Below are 16,435 nucleotides of genomic sequence, written 5' to 3' on the forward strand. Positions count from 1 at the left end.
AAGCTATGGGACAAAAAATTCATCCAACTGGCTTTCGCCTAGCTGTAAATAAAGACTGGTCATCTAAGTGGTTTGCCAAGAGCACAGAATTTGCTGCTGTATTGAAGCAGGATATCGATGTGCGTGATTATTTGCGTAAGCGCTTAGCCAATGCTTCAGTAGGCCGCGTAGTGATTGAGCGTCCGGCTAAATCTGCTCGCATCACCATCCATACTGCACGCCCTGGTGTTGTGATTGGTAAAAAGGGCGAGGATATTGAGATATTGAAGCAAGATTTGCACCAATTGCTTGGTGTTCCTGTTCATGTGAATATCGAAGAAATTCGCAAACCTGAATTGGATGCGCAAGTTATTGCTGATGGCATCGCTCAGCAGTTGGAAAAACGTGTACAGTTCCGTCGCGCAATGAAGCGCGCTATGCAAAATGCTATGCGTGCTGGCGCTAAAGGTATCAAAATCATGACTTCAGGGCGTCTGAATGGCGCGGATATCGCTCGTAGTGAATGGTATCGTGAGGGTCGTGTGCCATTGCATACTTTGCGAGCAGCTGTTGAATATGCCACTAGCGAGGCGCATACCACCTATGGTGTTATAGGCCTGAAGGTATGGGTTTATAAGGGCGAGACTGGACAGTTGTTGGAAAATGCCAACACTGAGAATAAGCGTAGAAAAGGAGGTGGCCGCCATGCTACAGCCGGTTAGAATGAAATATCGCAAGCAGCATAAAGGTCGCAATACTGGTGTCGCTACTAATGGATACGATGTCAGCTTTGGTAATTTTGGTTTGAAGGCAATTGGTCGTGGCAGATTAACGGCTCGACAGATTGAAGCGGCTCGACGTGCTATGACTCGTCATATTAAGCGTGGTGGGCGTATTTGGATTCGAGTATTCCCAGATAAACCTATTACTGAAAAACCAATCCAAGTGCGTATGGGTGGCGGTAAAGGCTCTGTAGAGTATTATGTCGCTGAAATCAAGCCTGGCAAAGTGCTCTATGAAATGGATGGAGTATCAGAGTCCTTGGCTAGAGAGGCGTTTGCTTTAGCGGCTGCAAAATTGCCTATACGTACAACTTTTGTGTCCCGGCAGGTAGGTAAATGATGAAAACGATTGATTTAAAAGACAAATCATTGGAGCAGCTGGAGGCTGATCTGGTTGGTTTGTTAAAGACGCAATTTAGTTTGCGTATGCAACATGCTACTGGCCAGCTAAGCAAGAGTAGTGAGTTGAAGCGCGTTCGTCGTGATATTGCTCGCGTAAAAACCAAGTTAGCTGAGAAAGGGGTTGGCAATGAGTGATGCCAAAATTGTTCGAACTTTGCAAGGTAGGGTGATCAGCGACAAGATGGATAAAACAGTAACCGTCTTGATTGAGCGCAGAGTAAAACACCCCTTGTACGGTAAGATTATCCAGCGATCCACTAAAATTCATGCTCATGATGAGCGAAATGAGTGCAAAGTGGGTGATGTGGTGGTAATTGCTGAGGGTCGCCCGTTGTCCAAGACAAAGTCATGGGTTGTCCAAAGCCTGCTTGAGAAGTCTCAAGAAATTTAGTTGTAATTTTGGTATTTTTGTAGGCGGGGTCTTGCAGTAGGAAAGAAAAGGCTGTAAACTCCTCGCCTTTCTAGCTTCTAGTTTCCTAGGAGTTTCTCCCTGTCGGGGCCAAAACTGATCTATTTTGGTAGATGTTGGCCATCTATTTGATGGCTAATGATAGGTTAAGTTGGTTTTAAAAAGGTAATGACATGATTCAGATGCAGACTATTTTGGATGTGGCTGATAACTCTGGTGCTCGTCGCGTTATGTGCATTAAGGTGCTTGGTGGTTCTAAGCGCCGCTATGCAAGCGTTGGTGATGTTATTAAAGTATCGGTCAAGGATGCGGCTCCGCGTGGCCGAGTGAAAAAAGGTGATGTATATAATGCTGTTGTTGTTCGTACAGCTAAAGGTATTCGCCGTGCAGATGGTGCGTTAATTAAATTTGATAATAATGCTGCTGTGTTGCTGAATGCTAAGCTTGAGCCTATGGGTACACGTATTTTTGGGCCGGTAACGCGTGAATTGCGTACTGAGCGGTTTATGAAGATTGTTTCGTTGGCTCCTGAAGTGATCTGAGAGATAAGATTATGAGTAAAATTATTAAGGGCGATCATGTTGTTGTTATCTCGGGTAGAGATAAAGGCAAGCAGGGGCAAGTTACCCGTTTGTTAGGTGATAAGGTGGTTGTTGAGGGTGTGAATCTTGTTAAGAGGCACCAAAAGCCTAATCCTATGCGTAATGTTGAGGGTGGTGTGGTTGCTAAAAATATGCCTATTCACATTTCAAACGTCGCTATTTATAACAAAGAGATGCAGAAAGCGGATCGAGTTGGTGTCAAGTTGATTGATGATAATGGCAAGGTTAGACGTGTGAGAGTATTTAAGTCTAACGGTGCTGAGTTGGCTTAAGTTGAGCTAAGGAAATTTAGGTATGGCACGGTTGAGAGAGTTTTATATTGAGACGGTTGTTCCTGCGTTGATGTCGCAGTTTGGATATAAGTCCATCATGGAGGTTCCTCGTATTGAAAAAATAACATTAAATATGGGGGTTGGTGAGGCAGTTGCTGATAAAAAAGTGATGGAGCATGCTGTTGGCGATTTGGAGAAAATTGCTGGACAGAAGCCTGTTGTTACTTTAGCTAGAAAATCAATTGCTGGGTTTAAGATCCGTGATGACTATCCGGTTGGTTGCAAGGTTACTCTTCGTAAGGAGAGGATGTTTGAGTTTTTGGATAGATTGATTTCTGTAGCGTTGCCGCGTGTTAGGGACTTTCGAGGGGTTAATGGTAAATCTTTTGACGGTCAAGGTAATTATAATATGGGTGTCCGTGAGCAGATTATTTTCCCTGAGATTGAGTACGATAAGATTGACACACTTCGTGGGTTAAATATTACGATTACTACTACTGCGAAAACGGATGAAGAGGCAAGAGCATTGCTTTCGCTTTTTAAATTTCCATTTAAGGGATAATCATGGCAAAAAAAGCTCTTATTAATCGAGAAGCAAAACGCGTTGCGCTTGCAAAAAAGTATGCTGCGAAGAGGGCTGCAATTTTTGCAGTAATTAATGATGCTGGGGTGAGTGATAAAGAGCGCTTTGAGGCTCGTTTAAAGCTTCAAGCTATCCCCAGAAATGCGTCACCTATTCGACAAAGAAGACGCTGTGCTTTAACGGGTCGACCACGTGGCACCTTCCGTAAGTTTGGCTTGGGGCGTACTAAGATTCGCGAAATTGCGATGCGTGGTGAGATTCCTGGCGTTATTAAGGCCAGCTGGTAAATTTAAGGATAAATAGTAATGAGTATGCATGATCCTATTTCTGATATGCTGACTCGCATTCGTAATGCGCAGCGTGCAAATAAAGCTTCCGTTGCTATGCCTTCTTCTAAGGTGAAATGTGCAATTGCTAAAGTTCTGCAGGAGGAGGGGTATATTGATAGCTTTTCGGTATCTTCAAGTGTGAAGCCCATTTTGGAAATTCAGTTGAAATATTACCTAGGAAAACCGGTAATTGAGCAAATTAAGAGAGTTTCTCGTCCCGGCTTAAGAGTATATAAGGGTGCAGATTCAATTCCGCGAGTTATGAATGGGTTGGGTATTGCTATCGTTAGTACATCCAAGGGTGTGATGACTGGGCATAAGGCTCTTGCCGCAGGTGTGGGTGGCGAGTTGTTGTGCGTTGTGGCTTAACTGTAAGTAGCCAATTAAGGAGCTTTATTTAAAATGTCTCGTATAGCAAAAAATCCAGTGCATGTCCCTGCTGGTCTTGATGTTGAGCTTGGGGCTGGTAAGTTGGTAATAAAGAATAAGAGTGATAAGCTGAGCGTGGCAGTGCCTAGCAGTATCTCTGTTAAGTTTGCTGATGGGCAGTTAGAATTTTCTGCTGTTGCTAATACTAAAGAAGCAGATGCAATGTCAGGCACTATTCGGGCTATTGCGGCTAACATGGTTAAAGGGTTGGCTGAAGGGTTTGAGAAAAGATTGCAGTTGGTTGGCGTAGGATATCGTGCGCAGGCCCAGGGTTCTGCCTTAAATCTTTCTTTGGGATTCTCACACCCTGTTGTTTATGATATGCCAGAAGGTGTTTCGGTTCAAACGCCGTCTCCTACGGAGATAGTGTTAAAGGGTGCCAATAAACAAATTGTAGGGCAGGTAGCAGCTGAAATTCGTGGTTTTCGACCGCCTGAGCCTTATAAAGGTAAGGGTGTACGCTATTTGGATGAAGTGGTAGTTTTGAAAGAAGCAAAGAAAAAATAGCTAAGGAATGGTATTCATGGATAAGTATACTAGAAGAGCTCGTCGTGCACATAAAGCACGTGCACGCATAAAGCAGCTTGGAGAGATTAGGCTGTGTGTATTTCGAAGCAATAACCATATTTATGCGCAGATAATTGATGCGAGTGGAGCTGTCGTTTTGTCTCAAGCTTCCACGGTAGAGCCAGAGGTAAGAAAAAGCTTAGGCTCGTGCAGTAATGTTCAAGCTGCATCTTTAGTGGGTAAAAGAATTGCAGAAAAAGCTAAAGCATTGGGTATTGAAAGAGTTGCTTTTGATAGATCTGGTTTTCAGTATCATGGGCGTGTCAAAGCATTGGCAGAGGCCGCTCGTGAAAATGGCTTGAATTTTTAGAATAATAGTTAAAGAGTTGAGGATCAGATAATGGCAAAGCAAGATATTGAAGAGCGTAATGATGGCTTGATTGAAAAAATGGTTGCCGTTAATCGTGTCACCAAGGTAGTTAAGGGTGGCCGAATTATGGCATTTTCAGCGCTGACAGTGGTTGGCGATGGTGATGGCCGCATTGGAATGGGTAAGGGTAAATCTAAAGAAGTGCCCGTTGCAGTTCAGAAAGCTATGGATCAGGCTAGACGTTCAATGATCAAGGTGTCGTTGAATAATGGGACTATTCATCATGAGGTGGTTGGTAAGCATGGTGCTACAAAGGTATTTATGCAGCCTGCAAAAGAAGGTAGTGGCGTAAAGGCTGGTGGCCCAATGCGACTAATTTTTGAGGCAATGGGTGTTCATAATATTTCTGCAAAAGTACATGGTTCTACTAATCCATATAATATCGTTCGAGCCACTTTAGACGGCTTGGCAAAATTGTATACCCCAAGCGAGGTAGCAGCTAAGCGCGGTATATCTGTGGAAGAGTTAGGGGTTTAATGATGAGTACACAAAAGACAATTACTGTAACGCTTACTAAGAGCCTGATTGGTACGGTTGAATCTCATCGGCAGTGTGTCCGAGGTTTGGGTTTGCGCCATCGGCATCATTCAGTTGAAGTGCTAGATACTCCTGAAAATCGTGGAATGATTAATAAAGTAAGTTATCTCTTGAAGGTTGGGGACTGATTATGTTTTTGAATACAATTCAACCATTTGTAGGCTCTTCTCATGCTAAGCGTCGTGTTGGGCGTGGCATTGGTAGTGGTCTCGGTAAAACATGTGGTCGTGGACATAAGGGGCAAAAAAGCCGTGCTGGGGGATTCCATAAGGTTGGTTTCGAAGGTGGGCAGATGCCTCTCCAGCGCCGTCTTCCCAAGAGAGGCTTTAAGCCAATCTCTTCTTTGCAGGTTGCAGTTATTACCTTATCTGACTTAAATAAAGTGAGTGGTAAAGAGGTTGATATCCTAACGTTAAAACAAAATGGTTTATTAAACTCTGGGGTGAACGCAGTTAAGGTAGTTGCCACTGGGTCTATCGCTAAAGCGCTGACTGTCCGTAGCGACATTAAGGTTACAAAAGGTGCTCAGGCAGCTATTGAAGCTGTTGGTGGAGTTGTAGAGCTGTCTTGATACTTCTTAAAGATATCACGTGGCAGCTGTAATTAGGAATTTAGCAAGAATGAATGATTTAAGAAGACGCCTGTTATTTTTGCTCGGGGCTCTTATCGTCTTTAGGGTAGGGGCTCATATTCCTGTACCTGGAGTCAATGCTGCAGCACTCGCTAATAGTTTTAAGGAAGACAATGCTGGTATCTTGGGCATGCTCAATCTCTTTTCGGGAGGCTCTTTAGAGAGGTTTAGTATTTTTGCCATAGGGATTATGCCATATATTTCAGCATCTATTATTATTCAATTGGTTGCTGAGGTGCTTCCATCGTTAAAGGCCTTAAAAAAAGAGGGTGAAGCCGGTCGTCGAACTTTAACCAAATATACTCGTTGGGGAACTTTGCTTGTTGCGGTCGTACAGGCATTTGCAGCGGCAGCAGTTGTTTACCAGCGGCCAGATCTTGTAGTGATTGGGCGGACAGAGTTCTATATTTCTGCAATTACATGTCTGGTGACTGGTACCATGTTCTTGATGTGGCTTGGGGAACAGATGACTGAACGTGGTATTGGTAATGGGGTTTCACTATTAATTACGGCAGGCATTGTAGCGGCCCTCCCTAGTGCGGTTAGTAACTTGTTAAATCTGGCAATTACCGGTGCTAGTGGCTATGGGACAATTCTTTTTGTATTGTTTGGTGGGTTATGCCTGATTTATATCGTTGTTTATATTGAGAGTGCCCAGCGTAAGATTCCTATTCATTATGCGCGTCGACAAATCGGGAACCGAATTGTACAAGGGCAAAAAACCCATTTGCCATTTAAAATAAACATGGCAGGCGTGATTCCTCCGATTTTTGCATCTAGCGTAATTTTGTTCCCGTCACAGATTATTGGATGGCTGGATAAAAGAGTGGATGGTAATGCGTTTGTTGATTTTATCTCTGCTAACCTTTCCCCAGGCAAATCTTTATATTTGGTAGTATTTACAGCAGCCATAATTTTCTTCTGCTATTTTTATACTGCACTAGTATTTAGTCCAAGAGAAATGGCTGAGAATTTAAAGAAGAGTGGGGCTTTTGTCCCAGGCATCCGACCGGGTGAGCAAACTTCAAATTATTTGGAAAAGGTAGTTATGCGTCTTACCTTCTTTGGTGCGTTGTATATAACTATTATTTGCTTGATTCCAGAGTTTGTTACAGGAGTGCTAGGCATACCATTTCATTTAGGTGGGACATCTCTTCTTATTTTAGTTGTTGTTACTATGGACTTTGGTACTCAAGTTGCCTCCTACCGTATGAACCAACAGTATGAGCATTTAATGAGGAAAAGTTCAGCTAAGAAGTAATTGTACTCTGTAAGTAAAAGAGATTATGGCTAAAGAAGATACTATACAAATGCAGGGTGAGGTGTTGGAAACTTTGCCTAATGCAACTTTTAAGATTAAACTGGAAAATGGCCATGAAGTATTAGGGCATATTTCTGGGAAGATGCGGATGCACTATATCCGGATTTCACCTGGTGATAAGGTTACTGTAGAAATGACACCTTATGACTTATCCCGTGCTCGGATCGTTTTTCGAGCTCGTTAAATCATGAAAAAGGAAAATAAATGCGTGTTCAACCATCGGTAAAGAAGATTTGTCGCAATTGCAAGGTTATTCGTCGCAATCGCGTTGTGAGGGTGATCTGTACAGATCCGCGTCATAAACAGCGACAAGGCTAATTTGTTTTAAAATAAAAATATGCTATGTTTGTGTAGCTTTTCGTCTTAAAGGAAACGAAGAATGGCTCGTGTTGCAGGAGTGAATATTCCTAATAATGCCCATGTTGTAATTGGGTTGCAGGCAATTTATGGTATTGGTGCAAGTCGTGCAAAATTGATTTGTAATAATGCAGCTATTGCCCCTGATACTAAGGTAAAGGATTTGACAGAGGGGCAGTTGGATGCTTTGCGTGAACAGGTTGCGCAGTATGAGGTTGAAGGTGATTTGCGTCGCGAAATTACCATGAATATCAAGCGATTGATTGATATGGGTTGCTACCGTGGCTTTCGTCACCGTCGTGGTTTGCCGTGTCGTGGGCAGCGTACTAGGACTAATGCACGTACTAGAAAAGGTCCTCGTAAGGCAATTGCAGGCAAAAAAGGTTAGGAGATTAAGTTAAATGGCTAAAGCAACTACAGCTGCGCGTACACGTAAAAAAGTACGGAAAGTAGTGAATGATGGTATCGTCCATATTCATGCTTCTTTTAATAATACTATTATTACTATCACTGATCGACAGGGTAATGTTTTGTCTTGGGCTACATCTGGTGGTGCAGGATTTAAAGGTTCTCGCAAAAGTACTCCCTTTGCTGCTCAAGTGGCTGCAGAAGCAGCTGGTAAGGCCGCACAGGAGTATGGTGTGAAGAATTTGGAAGTTCGCATTAAAGGGCCTGGGCCTGGTCGAGAGTCTTCTGTTCGCTCTCTAAATGCTATTGGTTTTAAGATTGTAAGTATTACTGATGTTACTCCATTGCCTCATAATGGATGTCGTCCACCTAAAAAACGTCGTATTTAATCTGGAGTAATCAACTTATGGCACGTTATATTGGCCCTAAATGCAAATTAGCTCGTCGTGAAGGTAGCGATCTTTTTTTGAAAAGTGCGCGCCGTTCTATTGAATCAAAATGTAAACTCGAAAATGCCCCTGGTCAGCACGGTGCAAGAAGAGGCCGTTTGTCTGATTATGGTATCCAGCTGCGTGAGAAACAAAAAATCCGCAGATTATATGGTGTATTAGAGAGACAGTTCCGCCGTTATTTTGCTGAAGCCTCACGCCGTAAGGGTGCTACTGGTGAGTTGTTGTTGCAACTGCTTGAGTCACGGTTGGATAACGTAGTATATCGCATGGGTTTTGGTTCTACTCGTGCCGAAGCTCGTCAGTTGGTGTCTCATAAAGCAATTCTGGTAAATGGTGAAGTAGTTAATATCCCATCTTTCCAAGTAAAAGCTGGAGATACTGTTTCTGTGAGGGAAAAAGCTAAGAAGCAGGTTCGTATCCAGGAATCATTGCAGTTGGCTACTCAGATTGGCTTGCCAAGTTGGGTTTCTGTAGATGTCGATAAACAAGAGGGTGTATTTAGAAATATGCCTGATCGTGTTGACTTGTATAGCGATATTAACGAACAGTTAGTGGTTGAGTTTTACTCAAAATAATTTCATTGGCTCAAAAAAGGGGCAGTTAAATGCAAAACAGCACCTATGAATTTCTGAAGCCGCGACAGATTGATGTAGATGCCTTGTCTGCAACGCGTGCAAAAGTTTTTATGGAGCCATTTGAGCGGGGTTTTGGTTATACATTAGGCAATGCATTGCGTCGTATATTACTGTCATCAATGAATGGTTTTGCACCTACAGAGGTGGTAATTGATGGCGCACTGCATGAATATTCTACTTTAGATGGTGTTCAGGAAGATGTTGTAGATATCTTGCTGAATATTAAAGGTGTGGTATTCAAGCTTCAGGGTCGTGATTCGGTTCAGGTTAGCTTAAATAAATCAGGTAGTGGTGTGGTAACTGCTGCTGATTTAGAATTGCCGCATGATGTGGAAGTAATTAATCCAGAACATGTTATTTGCCGCTTGTCTGATAATGGCAAGATTGAACTGACAATTACTGTGGAAAAAGGCCGTGGCTATCAAACTGTTAGCAGCAGGAATGATGACCACAAACAAATTGGCGCTATTCATTTGGATGCCAACTTTTCTCCGGTTCATCGTGTTAGCTTTGAGGTTCAGGCTGCTCGTGTGGAGCAGCGGACGGACTTAGATTGCTTGGTTTTAGATATTGAAACCAATGGTGCAATTGATCCAGAAGAGGCTGTGCGTCGGGCAGCTCGTATACTGATTGATCAAATGTCAGTATTTGCGGACTTGGAAGGAACGCCGGTCGAGGAGTCGAAAGAAGAAGCTCCGCCCATCGACCCGATTCTGCTACGCCCAGTAGATGATTTGGAATTGACAGTTCGCTCAGCGAATTGCTTGAAAGCTGAAGACATCTACTATATTGGTGATTTGATTCAGCGAACCGAAACTGAATTGCTGAAGACTCCGAATCTGGGCAGAAAATCTTTGAACGAGATTAAAGAAGTATTGGCTTCAAAAGGCTTGACCTTGGGTTCAAAACTGGATGTGTGGCCACCTGTTGGTTTGGATAAGCCTTAATATTTAATTGAAAAGGATAATAAAATTATGCGTCATGGTAATGCCAACCGCAAATTAAACCGTACAAGCAGCCATCGTGCAGCGATGTTGCGTAATATGGCTAACTCGCTTTTAACCCATGAAACTATCGTGACTACTTTGCCTAAAGCTAAAGAGTTGAGACGAGTAGTAGAGCCTTTGATTACTTTGGGTAAGAAGCCTTCTTTGGCTAATCGCCGTACCGCCTTCAATAGAACTCGCGACAGAGATGTTGTAGTTAAACTATTCGATGAGTTGGGTACTCGTTTTGCCAACCGTAATGGTGGTTATGTGCGTATTTTGAAATATGGCTTCCGTAAGGGCGATAATGCGCCGTTAGCATTGGTGCAATTGACCGATTTGGCCGCTGAAGACTCAAATACTGAAGCAGCATAACTGCATACATAATTAAGTTAAAAGCTGGATCCTATGTGTGATTGCATGGGATTCAGCTTTAATTTATATGGGGTCAGGTTTTGTAGTTGACGTATATAGCGCAAGTCAACTGAACTTTTGCTACGGTACTGTTTGCAGCTCGCTGCCTTGTGTTTGAGAGTCAATTTAGTTGGTTATAGATGGAGCAATTATTTTCATACAAGCTAGCGAGCTGAATGCGGTATATAAAGTATAGCGATAGGTAAGTTGGTGCTATTGGTGAAAATAATTGCATAGCAAAAGCCGGTAATTCTTCTTCATGCACTAACTTGTACTGCAGGGAGGGATACTTGTATCAAAATGGCGCTAGTTTTCATAGTACTTATCTAATGCTCCTAATCTAATCAAGTTTTATCATTATGCACTATTCCTCCACTTTTGCTGAATTCCGGCGCGGTATTATTGAAGCTACCCCTATCTTGATAGGGGTGATGCCATTTGGATTGATTTTGGGTACTCGGGCTGCACAGCAAGGAATGAGTTGGTTGGAGGTGGTGTTGATGATGGGGTTGAACTTTGCGGGCGGTTCCGAATTTGCCGCAGTCAGCCTGTGGCAAAGTCCGCTGCCCGTTCTGCTGATTATCGGCACTACTTTCCTCATTAATAGCCGGCATATTCTGATGGGTGTGGCATTTATCCCATTTGTTCGCCATTTGCCACTGAGGAAGCTGTTGCCGGTATTGTTCTTTATGACCGATGAAAGTTGGGCGATGAGCCTGGCCGATGCCGGGAAGCGGCAGCAGGCAGGGTTGCCTGCGTTTAGTCTGCCTTACTATTTTGGCACGGCTGCTGCATTGTATTTGCTGTGGATAACTTGCGGCTTCATCGGTGCCCGATTTGGCTATTTGCTTGGGAATGTGGAAAACTTGGGTTTCGGTATGGCTTTCCCGGCCGTGTTTCTAGTGCTGATACGGGGAATGTGGCGCACTTGGCGGGCAGCCTTGCCGTGGCTGGCCAGCCTGATAAGTGCTGCCGGTGTTTACCTCTTATCGCCGCACAACGGCTGGTATGTGCTGGCCGGTACGTTTGTCGGCTTGGCGTGGGCGTTTTTCGACCAAGGGGCGCAGCATGATTAGCCGCGCCTCCCTGCTGGCCGTTTTAGGCATGCTGGCCGTAACCTATTCCACCCGGCTGATCGGTTTTTTCGCCTTCCGCAACCGCGTGTTGTCGGCAAGGGCCAAGCGTGTGATGACAGCAGCACCCGGCTGCGTGCTGATTTCAGTCATCGCGCCCCATTTCGTGTCTAACAAACCGCATGAATTAGTGGCTTTGGTCATCACGCTATTGGCAGCTAGCCGTCTGCCGATGCTGCCCACCGTGCTGATTGCCGTAGCCAGCAGCGGTTTGCTGGGCTGGCTAATGGCAGGATGAGGCTACCTGAAAGTTTCCGCTAAGCCCGTCTGATTGCCACCCTATTTTCAGGTAGCCTTCCCATCAACACGGACGTGTGCCACATAGCTGCATGCTACACCTCCCATTCAAGCATCGGTATAATCCCGTTATGTCGGCTGAATCAGTAAGCCAGTCAAATACATTTCCATCATAAGGCATAAGGCGGCACGGCAATATATCAAGCCGATAGTATGCAACCAAAGCGGCTTGGCTGCTGCCGAAAGTGCCAGCCACCACGCCAACTGCCCAATAAGGACAACCTCCATGCCCTACCAAGCACAGCCTCCCATCGTTATTACTCCTGCCGACCTGCCTCTACACTGTAGCGGCCCCACGCACGAAGCCTGGAATGGCCACCCGCGCGTATTTTTGCCGATTACTTCCAACGGCAGTATAGAATGCCCGTATTGTGGCAGCATTTATCAGCTCAATGGTGAAGCAGATCGGCATCACTAACACAGTTTTAGTATAGCGGGGCTTCTATATGGCTACTGCTCGTGCCCTCTTAAGCATCTCCACAGGAATTCTCTGTTGCGGCAAATCAAAGCCGCCGGAGGCTACCTGAAAAATGCCTGCCCATTGTTCTCTAGCAAACCAACTCAACTTTCGCTACGGCGTTGGTTCGCCTGGTCGTACTCCTGTATTGTTTACGGCTCATCGCCTTGTATCGAAAGTCAATTTGGCTTGCTAGATAGCGAAAGGTCGATTCATTCGCTATATCCTGCCGATTCCTTGTCATGTCCAAACACATCCTCATCATCTCTCCTTCTTGGATTGGCGATTGCGTGATGACGCAGCCGCTTTACCGCCGCCTATACGAACTGCATCCCGGCTGCCGGATCGACGTATTCGCACCCAAGTGGTCGATGGCCGTGTTCGAGCGCATGCCTGAAGTCAATCAGATTTTGGAAAACCCCTTCGCCCATGGCGCATTGCGGCTGCGCGAGCGCTGGCGGCTGGGCAAAGAGCTGGCGCGTCGCGGCTATGACCAAGTGATCGTGTTGCCCGGCTCGTTTAAATCCGCGCTGATTGCCCGCGCCGGCGGTATCGTGCAGCGCACCGGCTATGTGGGCGAGAGCCGCTACCCGTTGCTCAACGATATCCGAAAGCTGGATAAGGCCGCGCTGCCGCTGATGGTTGATCGTTACACCGCCTTGGCCTACCCGAAAGGCGTGCCGTTCGAACCGCGCCCCGGCGATTTCCCCCGCCTCGCCGTTTCCGCTGCCGCCAGCGAAGCTGCCATGCAGGCGCACGGTTTGGACAACGCCCGGCCGATTGCCGCCTTCTGCCCCGGTGCGGAATACGGCCCGGCCAAACGCTGGCCGCCACGCCATTTTGCCGCGTTGGCCAAACGCTATGCCGACGAAGGCCGTCAGATTTGGCTGTTCGGCTCGGCCAAAGACCATGAAACCGCCGAAGAAGTGCAGCGGCTTTCAGGTAGCCTCTGCACCAATTTGTGCGGACGCACCAGCTTATCCGAAGCCATCGATTTGCTTGCCCTGGCGCAAATCGTGGTGTGCAACGACAGCGGCCTGATGCACCTGGCTGCCGCACTAGACCGCCCTCTGGCCGCCGTGTACGGCTCGTCCAGCCCCGAGCACACTCCGCCCCTGAGCCCGCACGCGCAGGTGGTGAGCCTGCACCTTGAGTGCAGCCCCTGCTTCAAGCGCGAATGTCCGCTGGGCCACACCGACTGCCTCAACAAACTCGAGCCGGAACTGGTGCACCAAGCCGGCTGCCGTGCCATCTGCTCCCGCTTTCCCGAACAAACGCCGGAAACCCCAGCAAAATGAGCGTGTCCACCACCTTAATCTGGTTCCGCCACGACCTGCGCACCGATGACCAGCCCGCCCTGCAAGCCGCCGCCCGCAGCGGCCGCCCGCTGCTCGGCCTGTATGTGTGGCCGAACAAAGGCACGCTCACGGCGCGGCGGCGCTATTTTATTTGGCAGAGCCTGCGCGATTTGCAGGCGCGGCTGGCCGAATGCGGTATTCCGCTGCATGTGCGCACAGGCAATCCCGTGCAGGCAGTGGCCGAAATGGCCGTGCATTGCCATGCGGTGGAAGTGGTGTGTGCCGCCAACGGGGCGGGGCAGGGCGCATTACGCGCCGCGCTGGAAAGGCAGGGCTGCCGACTAAGCAGCGTGGCCGACGGCCTGCTGCAGCCCCCCTTCCAATTTATCCGTGCGCCGTATTTCAATGGGCCGGCCTTTGCCGCGTTTCAGGTAGCCTGGCAGGCTGCGTGTGTTGAACAATATGCCGCTTGGCAAGCGCCATCCTGGCCGCCGCCGGATTTGGCCGCGCAGCAGCAAAGGCTACCTGAAAATTTGAAAATCGCCGCGCTGCCTGTTGTCCCTCGAGCCGTGCTCACCATTCCCGGCGGCGAAACCGCCGCTCAGCAGCAGCTGGCCGAATTTTTGCCGCGCCTGCCGTATTACCCGGTGCTACGCAGCCTGCCCGCCCAACACGGCAGCTCGCAGCTCTCACCGCATCTGGTGCTCGGCACGCTGTCGGTGCGCCGGGTGTGGGCATCAGCCGGTAACGTGCCTGATGCCGCCGCTTGGCGCGAAGCTTTGGCACGGCGCGAATTTTGGCAGCATTATTTCCGCCAATATCCCGATGTGTTGCAGCACGGTCTGCCCGAACACCGCACCGCAGCCAGGCAGACCAACGAAGCGTTGATGGCCGCTTGGCAGCAAGGTGCAACCGGCTATCCGCTGGCCGATGCCGCCATGCGCCTCTTGCGCGACACCGGTTGGCTGCCGCACAGCCTGCGCCGGTTCTGCGCTGCTTTTTTCTGCCGAGTGCTGGGCGGCCGCTGGCAGGATGGTGCCGGCTGGTTTGCACGCCAGTTGCTGGATTTTGAGCCCGCCGCCAATAGCGGCAACTGGCAGCTGGCCGCCGGCCTGGGCGGCAAACAGGCCGAACGGCAGCCCTTCAACCCCGTGGTTTGGTCGCAAAAGCTCGATCCCGACGGCCAATTCATCCGCCGCCATCTGCCACAGTTGGCGCACATCGACAGCCGTCGTATCCATGCTCCGTGGCTGGCTGCGGCGGAAGTGAACACCAACGGCTACCCGGTGCCGGTAGTAGATTATCGGGCGCGTTAGACCAGGTCGATGAAGAGGCTACCTGAAAAACGGTTAACTTCGTTGCCGCTTTCAGGTAGCCTCAGCTTTTGCGCGAACTTGATGGCTTTGGCGCTATAGTGGATTAAATTTAAATCAGGACAAGGCGGCGAGCCACAGACAGTACAAATAGTACGGCAAGGCGAGCCAACGCTGTACCGGTTTAAATTTAATTCACTATATCATGCCGCCTTTTCACAACCCACAACTGTTTGCCATGTACCGATTGATGAGTGATGCCGCCAACCTGATGCGGCTGCGATTGCGCCCTGCCGAAGAATATACCTACCCGCTGCCGGATTGCTTGGGCGCGCTGGTGATGGTGGCTGCGGTGAATACTGCGATGCTCTCACCCGTGTTGAACGGGCAACATGGCATGATAGCGTTTGTATTGTGTTTAAATCTGGTGAAATGGCCGGTGTTTGCCGGCGTGATGACCCGGCTGATGGGCGCGCTCGGCGGCCGTCGGCAATCTTTGTGGGGCTACACGCTGCTCACTGAAGTGCTCTACTTGCCTACCTTGTTGGGTTTGTATGTGCCCAGTTTGGCGCCGTTGTTGCAAGTTTGGGTGGCTTGGGCGTTTGCCGTGGGCGTGATGGGCTATGCCCGCCTCTGCGGCGTGCGCCTGTAGCAGGTGTTGCTGGGCTATATTGCCAGTTTCTGTGCCCTGCTGGTAACGGCCATGGCGATTATGGTGCTGTTTGCTGCAGCCGGCATCATTAATCAAACGCAGCTGGAGCAGAATATGCAGCGCTGGCAGCAGCAGATAGCCGCACCGCAGCAGCAGAAATAAACGGCTGCTGGAGCATAGAGAAAGGCTACCTGAAATTTCAGGTAGCCTTTTGCTTGTAGGCAGATGCTGCTTAACGGCCTTCTATCTGTCGGATGGCGGCATTCACCCTGGCGCGGCGCGCGGCTTCCTCGGCGCGGGTTTGGCGCAGCAGCTCGGCGGCGGAGATGTCGCGCTTGGGCGCTTCTGCGGCAGCATATTCGGCCATTTTGCTGTCGGCAAAGGCTTCCACTTGGCTGCGCAGGCGGTTGCGTTCGGTACGCGTGTCGGTACAGAGCTTGTTTGGATCGGCGTTTAGACGGTAGTTCTTCTGTGGGGATTGGGGTAATTGACGGCGACAAAGTTCCGCTTTTGGATGGTTAAAGAGTAGTGTTAAGGATAAATCGTTGAAATATACAGATACTTCTGGATTTTCCCGGTAGCAGTATGCGGCAGTGGCTAAGGTATCTGTGTCTTTGGCAAGCTGCTCACACTCATCGGCCAGCGAGGCATGGCCGGCACTCGGTTGGGTGTGAACGCAGGCAGACAAGGTGAGGGTGGCCAGCAACAGCGGGAGGGCGAAGGTTTTGTTTGTCATGTTCATTTCTCTGGTGGGCTTGCTTGAGAACGAAGTAGTGGGCAGTGTATCAGAAAAAGGCTACCTGAAATTTCAGGTAGCCTT

Annotated in this window: 30 protein-coding genes and 1 pseudogene; 30 read left to right on the top strand and 1 reads right to left on the bottom strand. The window is 48.1% G+C overall.

The annotated features are described in order from the left end of the window. The first annotated feature begins 5 nt into the window (after positions 1 to 5). The 30 genes and pseudogenes from rpsC (at position 6) to HMPREF2796_RS11360 (ending at position 15,777) form a co-directional block, all read left to right on the top strand. A complete protein-coding gene (gene rpsC / locus HMPREF2796_RS04365; protein WP_070631281.1) occupies positions 6 to 701 on the top strand; it encodes a 30S ribosomal protein S3 in 696 nt (231 codons plus the stop codon). Beyond that, positions 685 to 1,101, top strand: a complete 417-nt coding sequence (rplP, locus tag HMPREF2796_RS04370; RefSeq protein ID WP_003823806.1) for a 50S ribosomal protein L16 — start codon at positions 685 to 687, stop codon at positions 1,099 to 1,101. The genes rpsC and rplP overlap by 17 nt, the downstream gene beginning before the upstream one ends. Beyond that, entirely contained in the window at positions 1,101 to 1,298 is a 198-nt protein-coding gene (gene rpmC, locus HMPREF2796_RS04375; RefSeq protein ID WP_070631410.1) for a 50S ribosomal protein L29, read from the top strand. The genes rplP and rpmC overlap by 1 nt, the downstream gene beginning before the upstream one ends. Continuing rightward, complete coding sequence (gene rpsQ / locus HMPREF2796_RS04380) at positions 1,291 to 1,554, top strand: 30S ribosomal protein S17 (protein ID WP_003823809.1); 264 nt, start codon at positions 1,291 to 1,293, stop codon at positions 1,552 to 1,554. Before rpmC ends, rpsQ begins: the two co-directional genes overlap by 8 nt. 191 nt (positions 1,555 to 1,745) lie before the next feature. Then, entirely contained in the window at positions 1,746 to 2,114 is a 369-nt protein-coding gene (gene rplN, locus HMPREF2796_RS04385) for a 50S ribosomal protein L14 (protein ID WP_003823810.1), read from the top strand. A gap of 11 nt (positions 2,115 to 2,125) precedes the next feature. Continuing rightward, positions 2,126 to 2,446 carry a 50S ribosomal protein L24 gene (gene rplX / locus HMPREF2796_RS04390; RefSeq protein WP_070631283.1) on the top strand — a complete coding sequence of 107 codons (321 nt, stop codon included), beginning with the start codon at positions 2,126 to 2,128 and terminating at the stop codon, positions 2,444 to 2,446. A gap of 22 nt (positions 2,447 to 2,468) precedes the next feature. After that, the gene (gene rplE, locus HMPREF2796_RS04395) at positions 2,469 to 3,008 is read left to right on the top strand and encodes a 50S ribosomal protein L5 (protein ID WP_023887664.1); all 540 of its coding nucleotides are present in this window, start codon (positions 2,469 to 2,471) and stop codon (positions 3,006 to 3,008) included. A 2-nt stretch (positions 3,009 to 3,010) separates the two neighbouring features. Then, positions 3,011 to 3,316, top strand: coding sequence for a 30S ribosomal protein S14 (rpsN, locus tag HMPREF2796_RS04400; protein ID WP_049259020.1), 306 nt, complete (start codon positions 3,011 to 3,013; stop codon positions 3,314 to 3,316). A gap of 18 nt (positions 3,317 to 3,334) precedes the next feature. Beyond that, positions 3,335 to 3,727: a 30S ribosomal protein S8 gene (rpsH, locus tag HMPREF2796_RS04405; protein ID WP_070631285.1), complete on the top strand. Its 393-nt coding sequence runs from the start codon at positions 3,335 to 3,337 to the stop codon at positions 3,725 to 3,727. A 33-nt stretch (positions 3,728 to 3,760) separates the two neighbouring features. Further along, positions 3,761 to 4,294, top strand: a complete 534-nt coding sequence (gene rplF, locus HMPREF2796_RS04410; protein WP_070631287.1) for a 50S ribosomal protein L6 — start codon at positions 3,761 to 3,763, stop codon at positions 4,292 to 4,294. A 16-nt stretch (positions 4,295 to 4,310) separates the two neighbouring features. Continuing rightward, entirely contained in the window at positions 4,311 to 4,664 is a 354-nt protein-coding gene (gene rplR / locus HMPREF2796_RS04415; protein ID WP_070631288.1) for a 50S ribosomal protein L18, read from the top strand. A 30-nt stretch (positions 4,665 to 4,694) separates the two neighbouring features. Then, positions 4,695 to 5,201, top strand: a complete 507-nt coding sequence (gene rpsE / locus HMPREF2796_RS04420) for a 30S ribosomal protein S5 (protein WP_003823818.1) — start codon at positions 4,695 to 4,697, stop codon at positions 5,199 to 5,201. Between the two features lie 2 nt (positions 5,202 to 5,203). Further along, a complete protein-coding gene (rpmD, locus tag HMPREF2796_RS10755) occupies positions 5,204 to 5,389 on the top strand; it encodes a 50S ribosomal protein L30 (protein ID WP_083308649.1) in 186 nt (61 codons plus the stop codon). 2 nt (positions 5,390 to 5,391) lie between these two features. Continuing rightward, the gene (gene rplO / locus HMPREF2796_RS04425; protein ID WP_070631289.1) at positions 5,392 to 5,832 is read left to right on the top strand and encodes a 50S ribosomal protein L15; all 441 of its coding nucleotides are present in this window, start codon (positions 5,392 to 5,394) and stop codon (positions 5,830 to 5,832) included. A 49-nt stretch (positions 5,833 to 5,881) separates the two neighbouring features. After that, positions 5,882 to 7,153, top strand: a complete 1,272-nt coding sequence (gene secY / locus HMPREF2796_RS04430) for a preprotein translocase subunit SecY (protein WP_070631291.1) — start codon at positions 5,882 to 5,884, stop codon at positions 7,151 to 7,153. 25 nt (positions 7,154 to 7,178) lie between these two features. After that, a complete protein-coding gene (gene infA / locus HMPREF2796_RS10760) occupies positions 7,179 to 7,397 on the top strand; it encodes a translation initiation factor IF-1 (protein WP_049259017.1) in 219 nt (72 codons plus the stop codon). Between the two features lie 20 nt (positions 7,398 to 7,417). Then, complete coding sequence (gene rpmJ / locus HMPREF2796_RS10765) at positions 7,418 to 7,531, top strand: 50S ribosomal protein L36 (RefSeq protein WP_049259016.1); 114 nt, start codon at positions 7,418 to 7,420, stop codon at positions 7,529 to 7,531. Positions 7,532 to 7,592: 61 nt separating this feature from the next. Further along, positions 7,593 to 7,958, top strand: a complete 366-nt coding sequence (gene rpsM, locus HMPREF2796_RS04435; RefSeq protein WP_003823821.1) for a 30S ribosomal protein S13 — start codon at positions 7,593 to 7,595, stop codon at positions 7,956 to 7,958. A gap of 13 nt (positions 7,959 to 7,971) precedes the next feature. Further along, positions 7,972 to 8,367 (top strand): 30S ribosomal protein S11, encoded by a 396-nt coding sequence (gene rpsK, locus HMPREF2796_RS04440; protein ID WP_003823823.1) that lies wholly within the window; start codon positions 7,972 to 7,974, stop codon positions 8,365 to 8,367. Positions 8,368 to 8,384: 17 nt separating this feature from the next. Next, positions 8,385 to 9,005, top strand: coding sequence for a 30S ribosomal protein S4 (gene rpsD / locus HMPREF2796_RS04445; RefSeq protein ID WP_023887669.1), 621 nt, complete (start codon positions 8,385 to 8,387; stop codon positions 9,003 to 9,005). 29 nt (positions 9,006 to 9,034) lie between these two features. Further along, positions 9,035 to 10,012, top strand: a complete 978-nt coding sequence (rpoA, locus tag HMPREF2796_RS04450; RefSeq protein WP_003823825.1) for a DNA-directed RNA polymerase subunit alpha — start codon at positions 9,035 to 9,037, stop codon at positions 10,010 to 10,012. Between the two features lie 27 nt (positions 10,013 to 10,039). Then, positions 10,040 to 10,426, top strand: coding sequence for a 50S ribosomal protein L17 (rplQ, locus tag HMPREF2796_RS04455; RefSeq protein WP_023887670.1), 387 nt, complete (start codon positions 10,040 to 10,042; stop codon positions 10,424 to 10,426). Positions 10,427 to 10,824: 398 nt separating this feature from the next. Next, complete coding sequence (locus tag HMPREF2796_RS04460; RefSeq protein ID WP_070631293.1) at positions 10,825 to 11,541, top strand: AzlC family ABC transporter permease; 717 nt, start codon at positions 10,825 to 10,827, stop codon at positions 11,539 to 11,541. Beyond that, positions 11,534 to 11,836, top strand: a complete 303-nt coding sequence (locus HMPREF2796_RS04465; protein WP_070631295.1) for an AzlD family protein — start codon at positions 11,534 to 11,536, stop codon at positions 11,834 to 11,836. The genes HMPREF2796_RS04460 and HMPREF2796_RS04465 overlap by 8 nt, the downstream gene beginning before the upstream one ends. A gap of 285 nt (positions 11,837 to 12,121) precedes the next feature. Then, entirely contained in the window at positions 12,122 to 12,313 is a 192-nt protein-coding gene (locus tag HMPREF2796_RS10770) for a zinc-finger domain-containing protein (protein WP_049259013.1), read from the top strand. A gap of 281 nt (positions 12,314 to 12,594) precedes the next feature. After that, positions 12,595 to 13,650: a lipopolysaccharide heptosyltransferase II gene (waaF, locus tag HMPREF2796_RS04470; RefSeq protein WP_070631296.1), complete on the top strand. Its 1,056-nt coding sequence runs from the start codon at positions 12,595 to 12,597 to the stop codon at positions 13,648 to 13,650. Positions 13,651 to 13,652: 2 nt separating this feature from the next. Beyond that, complete coding sequence (locus tag HMPREF2796_RS04475; protein WP_168162813.1) at positions 13,653 to 14,966, top strand: FAD-binding domain-containing protein; 1,314 nt, start codon at positions 13,653 to 13,655, stop codon at positions 14,964 to 14,966. 91 nt (positions 14,967 to 15,057) lie between these two features. Then, a pseudogene (locus HMPREF2796_RS11505) lies at positions 15,058 to 15,167 on the top strand (IS5/IS1182 family transposase); the annotation flags it as partial. Position 15,168: 1 nt separating this feature from the next. Continuing rightward, positions 15,169 to 15,615 carry a hypothetical protein gene (locus HMPREF2796_RS04480; protein ID WP_070631300.1) on the top strand — a complete coding sequence of 149 codons (447 nt, stop codon included), beginning with the start codon at positions 15,169 to 15,171 and terminating at the stop codon, positions 15,613 to 15,615. A 6-nt stretch (positions 15,616 to 15,621) separates the two neighbouring features. Beyond that, positions 15,622 to 15,777 carry a hypothetical protein gene (locus HMPREF2796_RS11360; protein WP_168162814.1) on the top strand — a complete coding sequence of 52 codons (156 nt, stop codon included), beginning with the start codon at positions 15,622 to 15,624 and terminating at the stop codon, positions 15,775 to 15,777. A gap of 70 nt (positions 15,778 to 15,847) precedes the next feature. On the opposite strand, the gene HMPREF2796_RS04485 is transcribed toward HMPREF2796_RS11360, so the two are convergent. Next, the gene (locus tag HMPREF2796_RS04485) at positions 15,848 to 16,351 is read right to left on the bottom strand and encodes a hypothetical protein (RefSeq protein WP_070631301.1); all 504 of its coding nucleotides are present in this window, start codon (positions 16,349 to 16,351) and stop codon (positions 15,848 to 15,850) included. Positions 16,352 to 16,435 lie beyond the last annotated feature (84 nt).

It is taken from the genome of Eikenella sp. HMSC071B05, assembly GCF_001811325.1.
GTDB classification, from domain to species: Bacteria; Pseudomonadota; Gammaproteobacteria; order Burkholderiales; family Neisseriaceae; genus Eikenella; species Eikenella corrodens.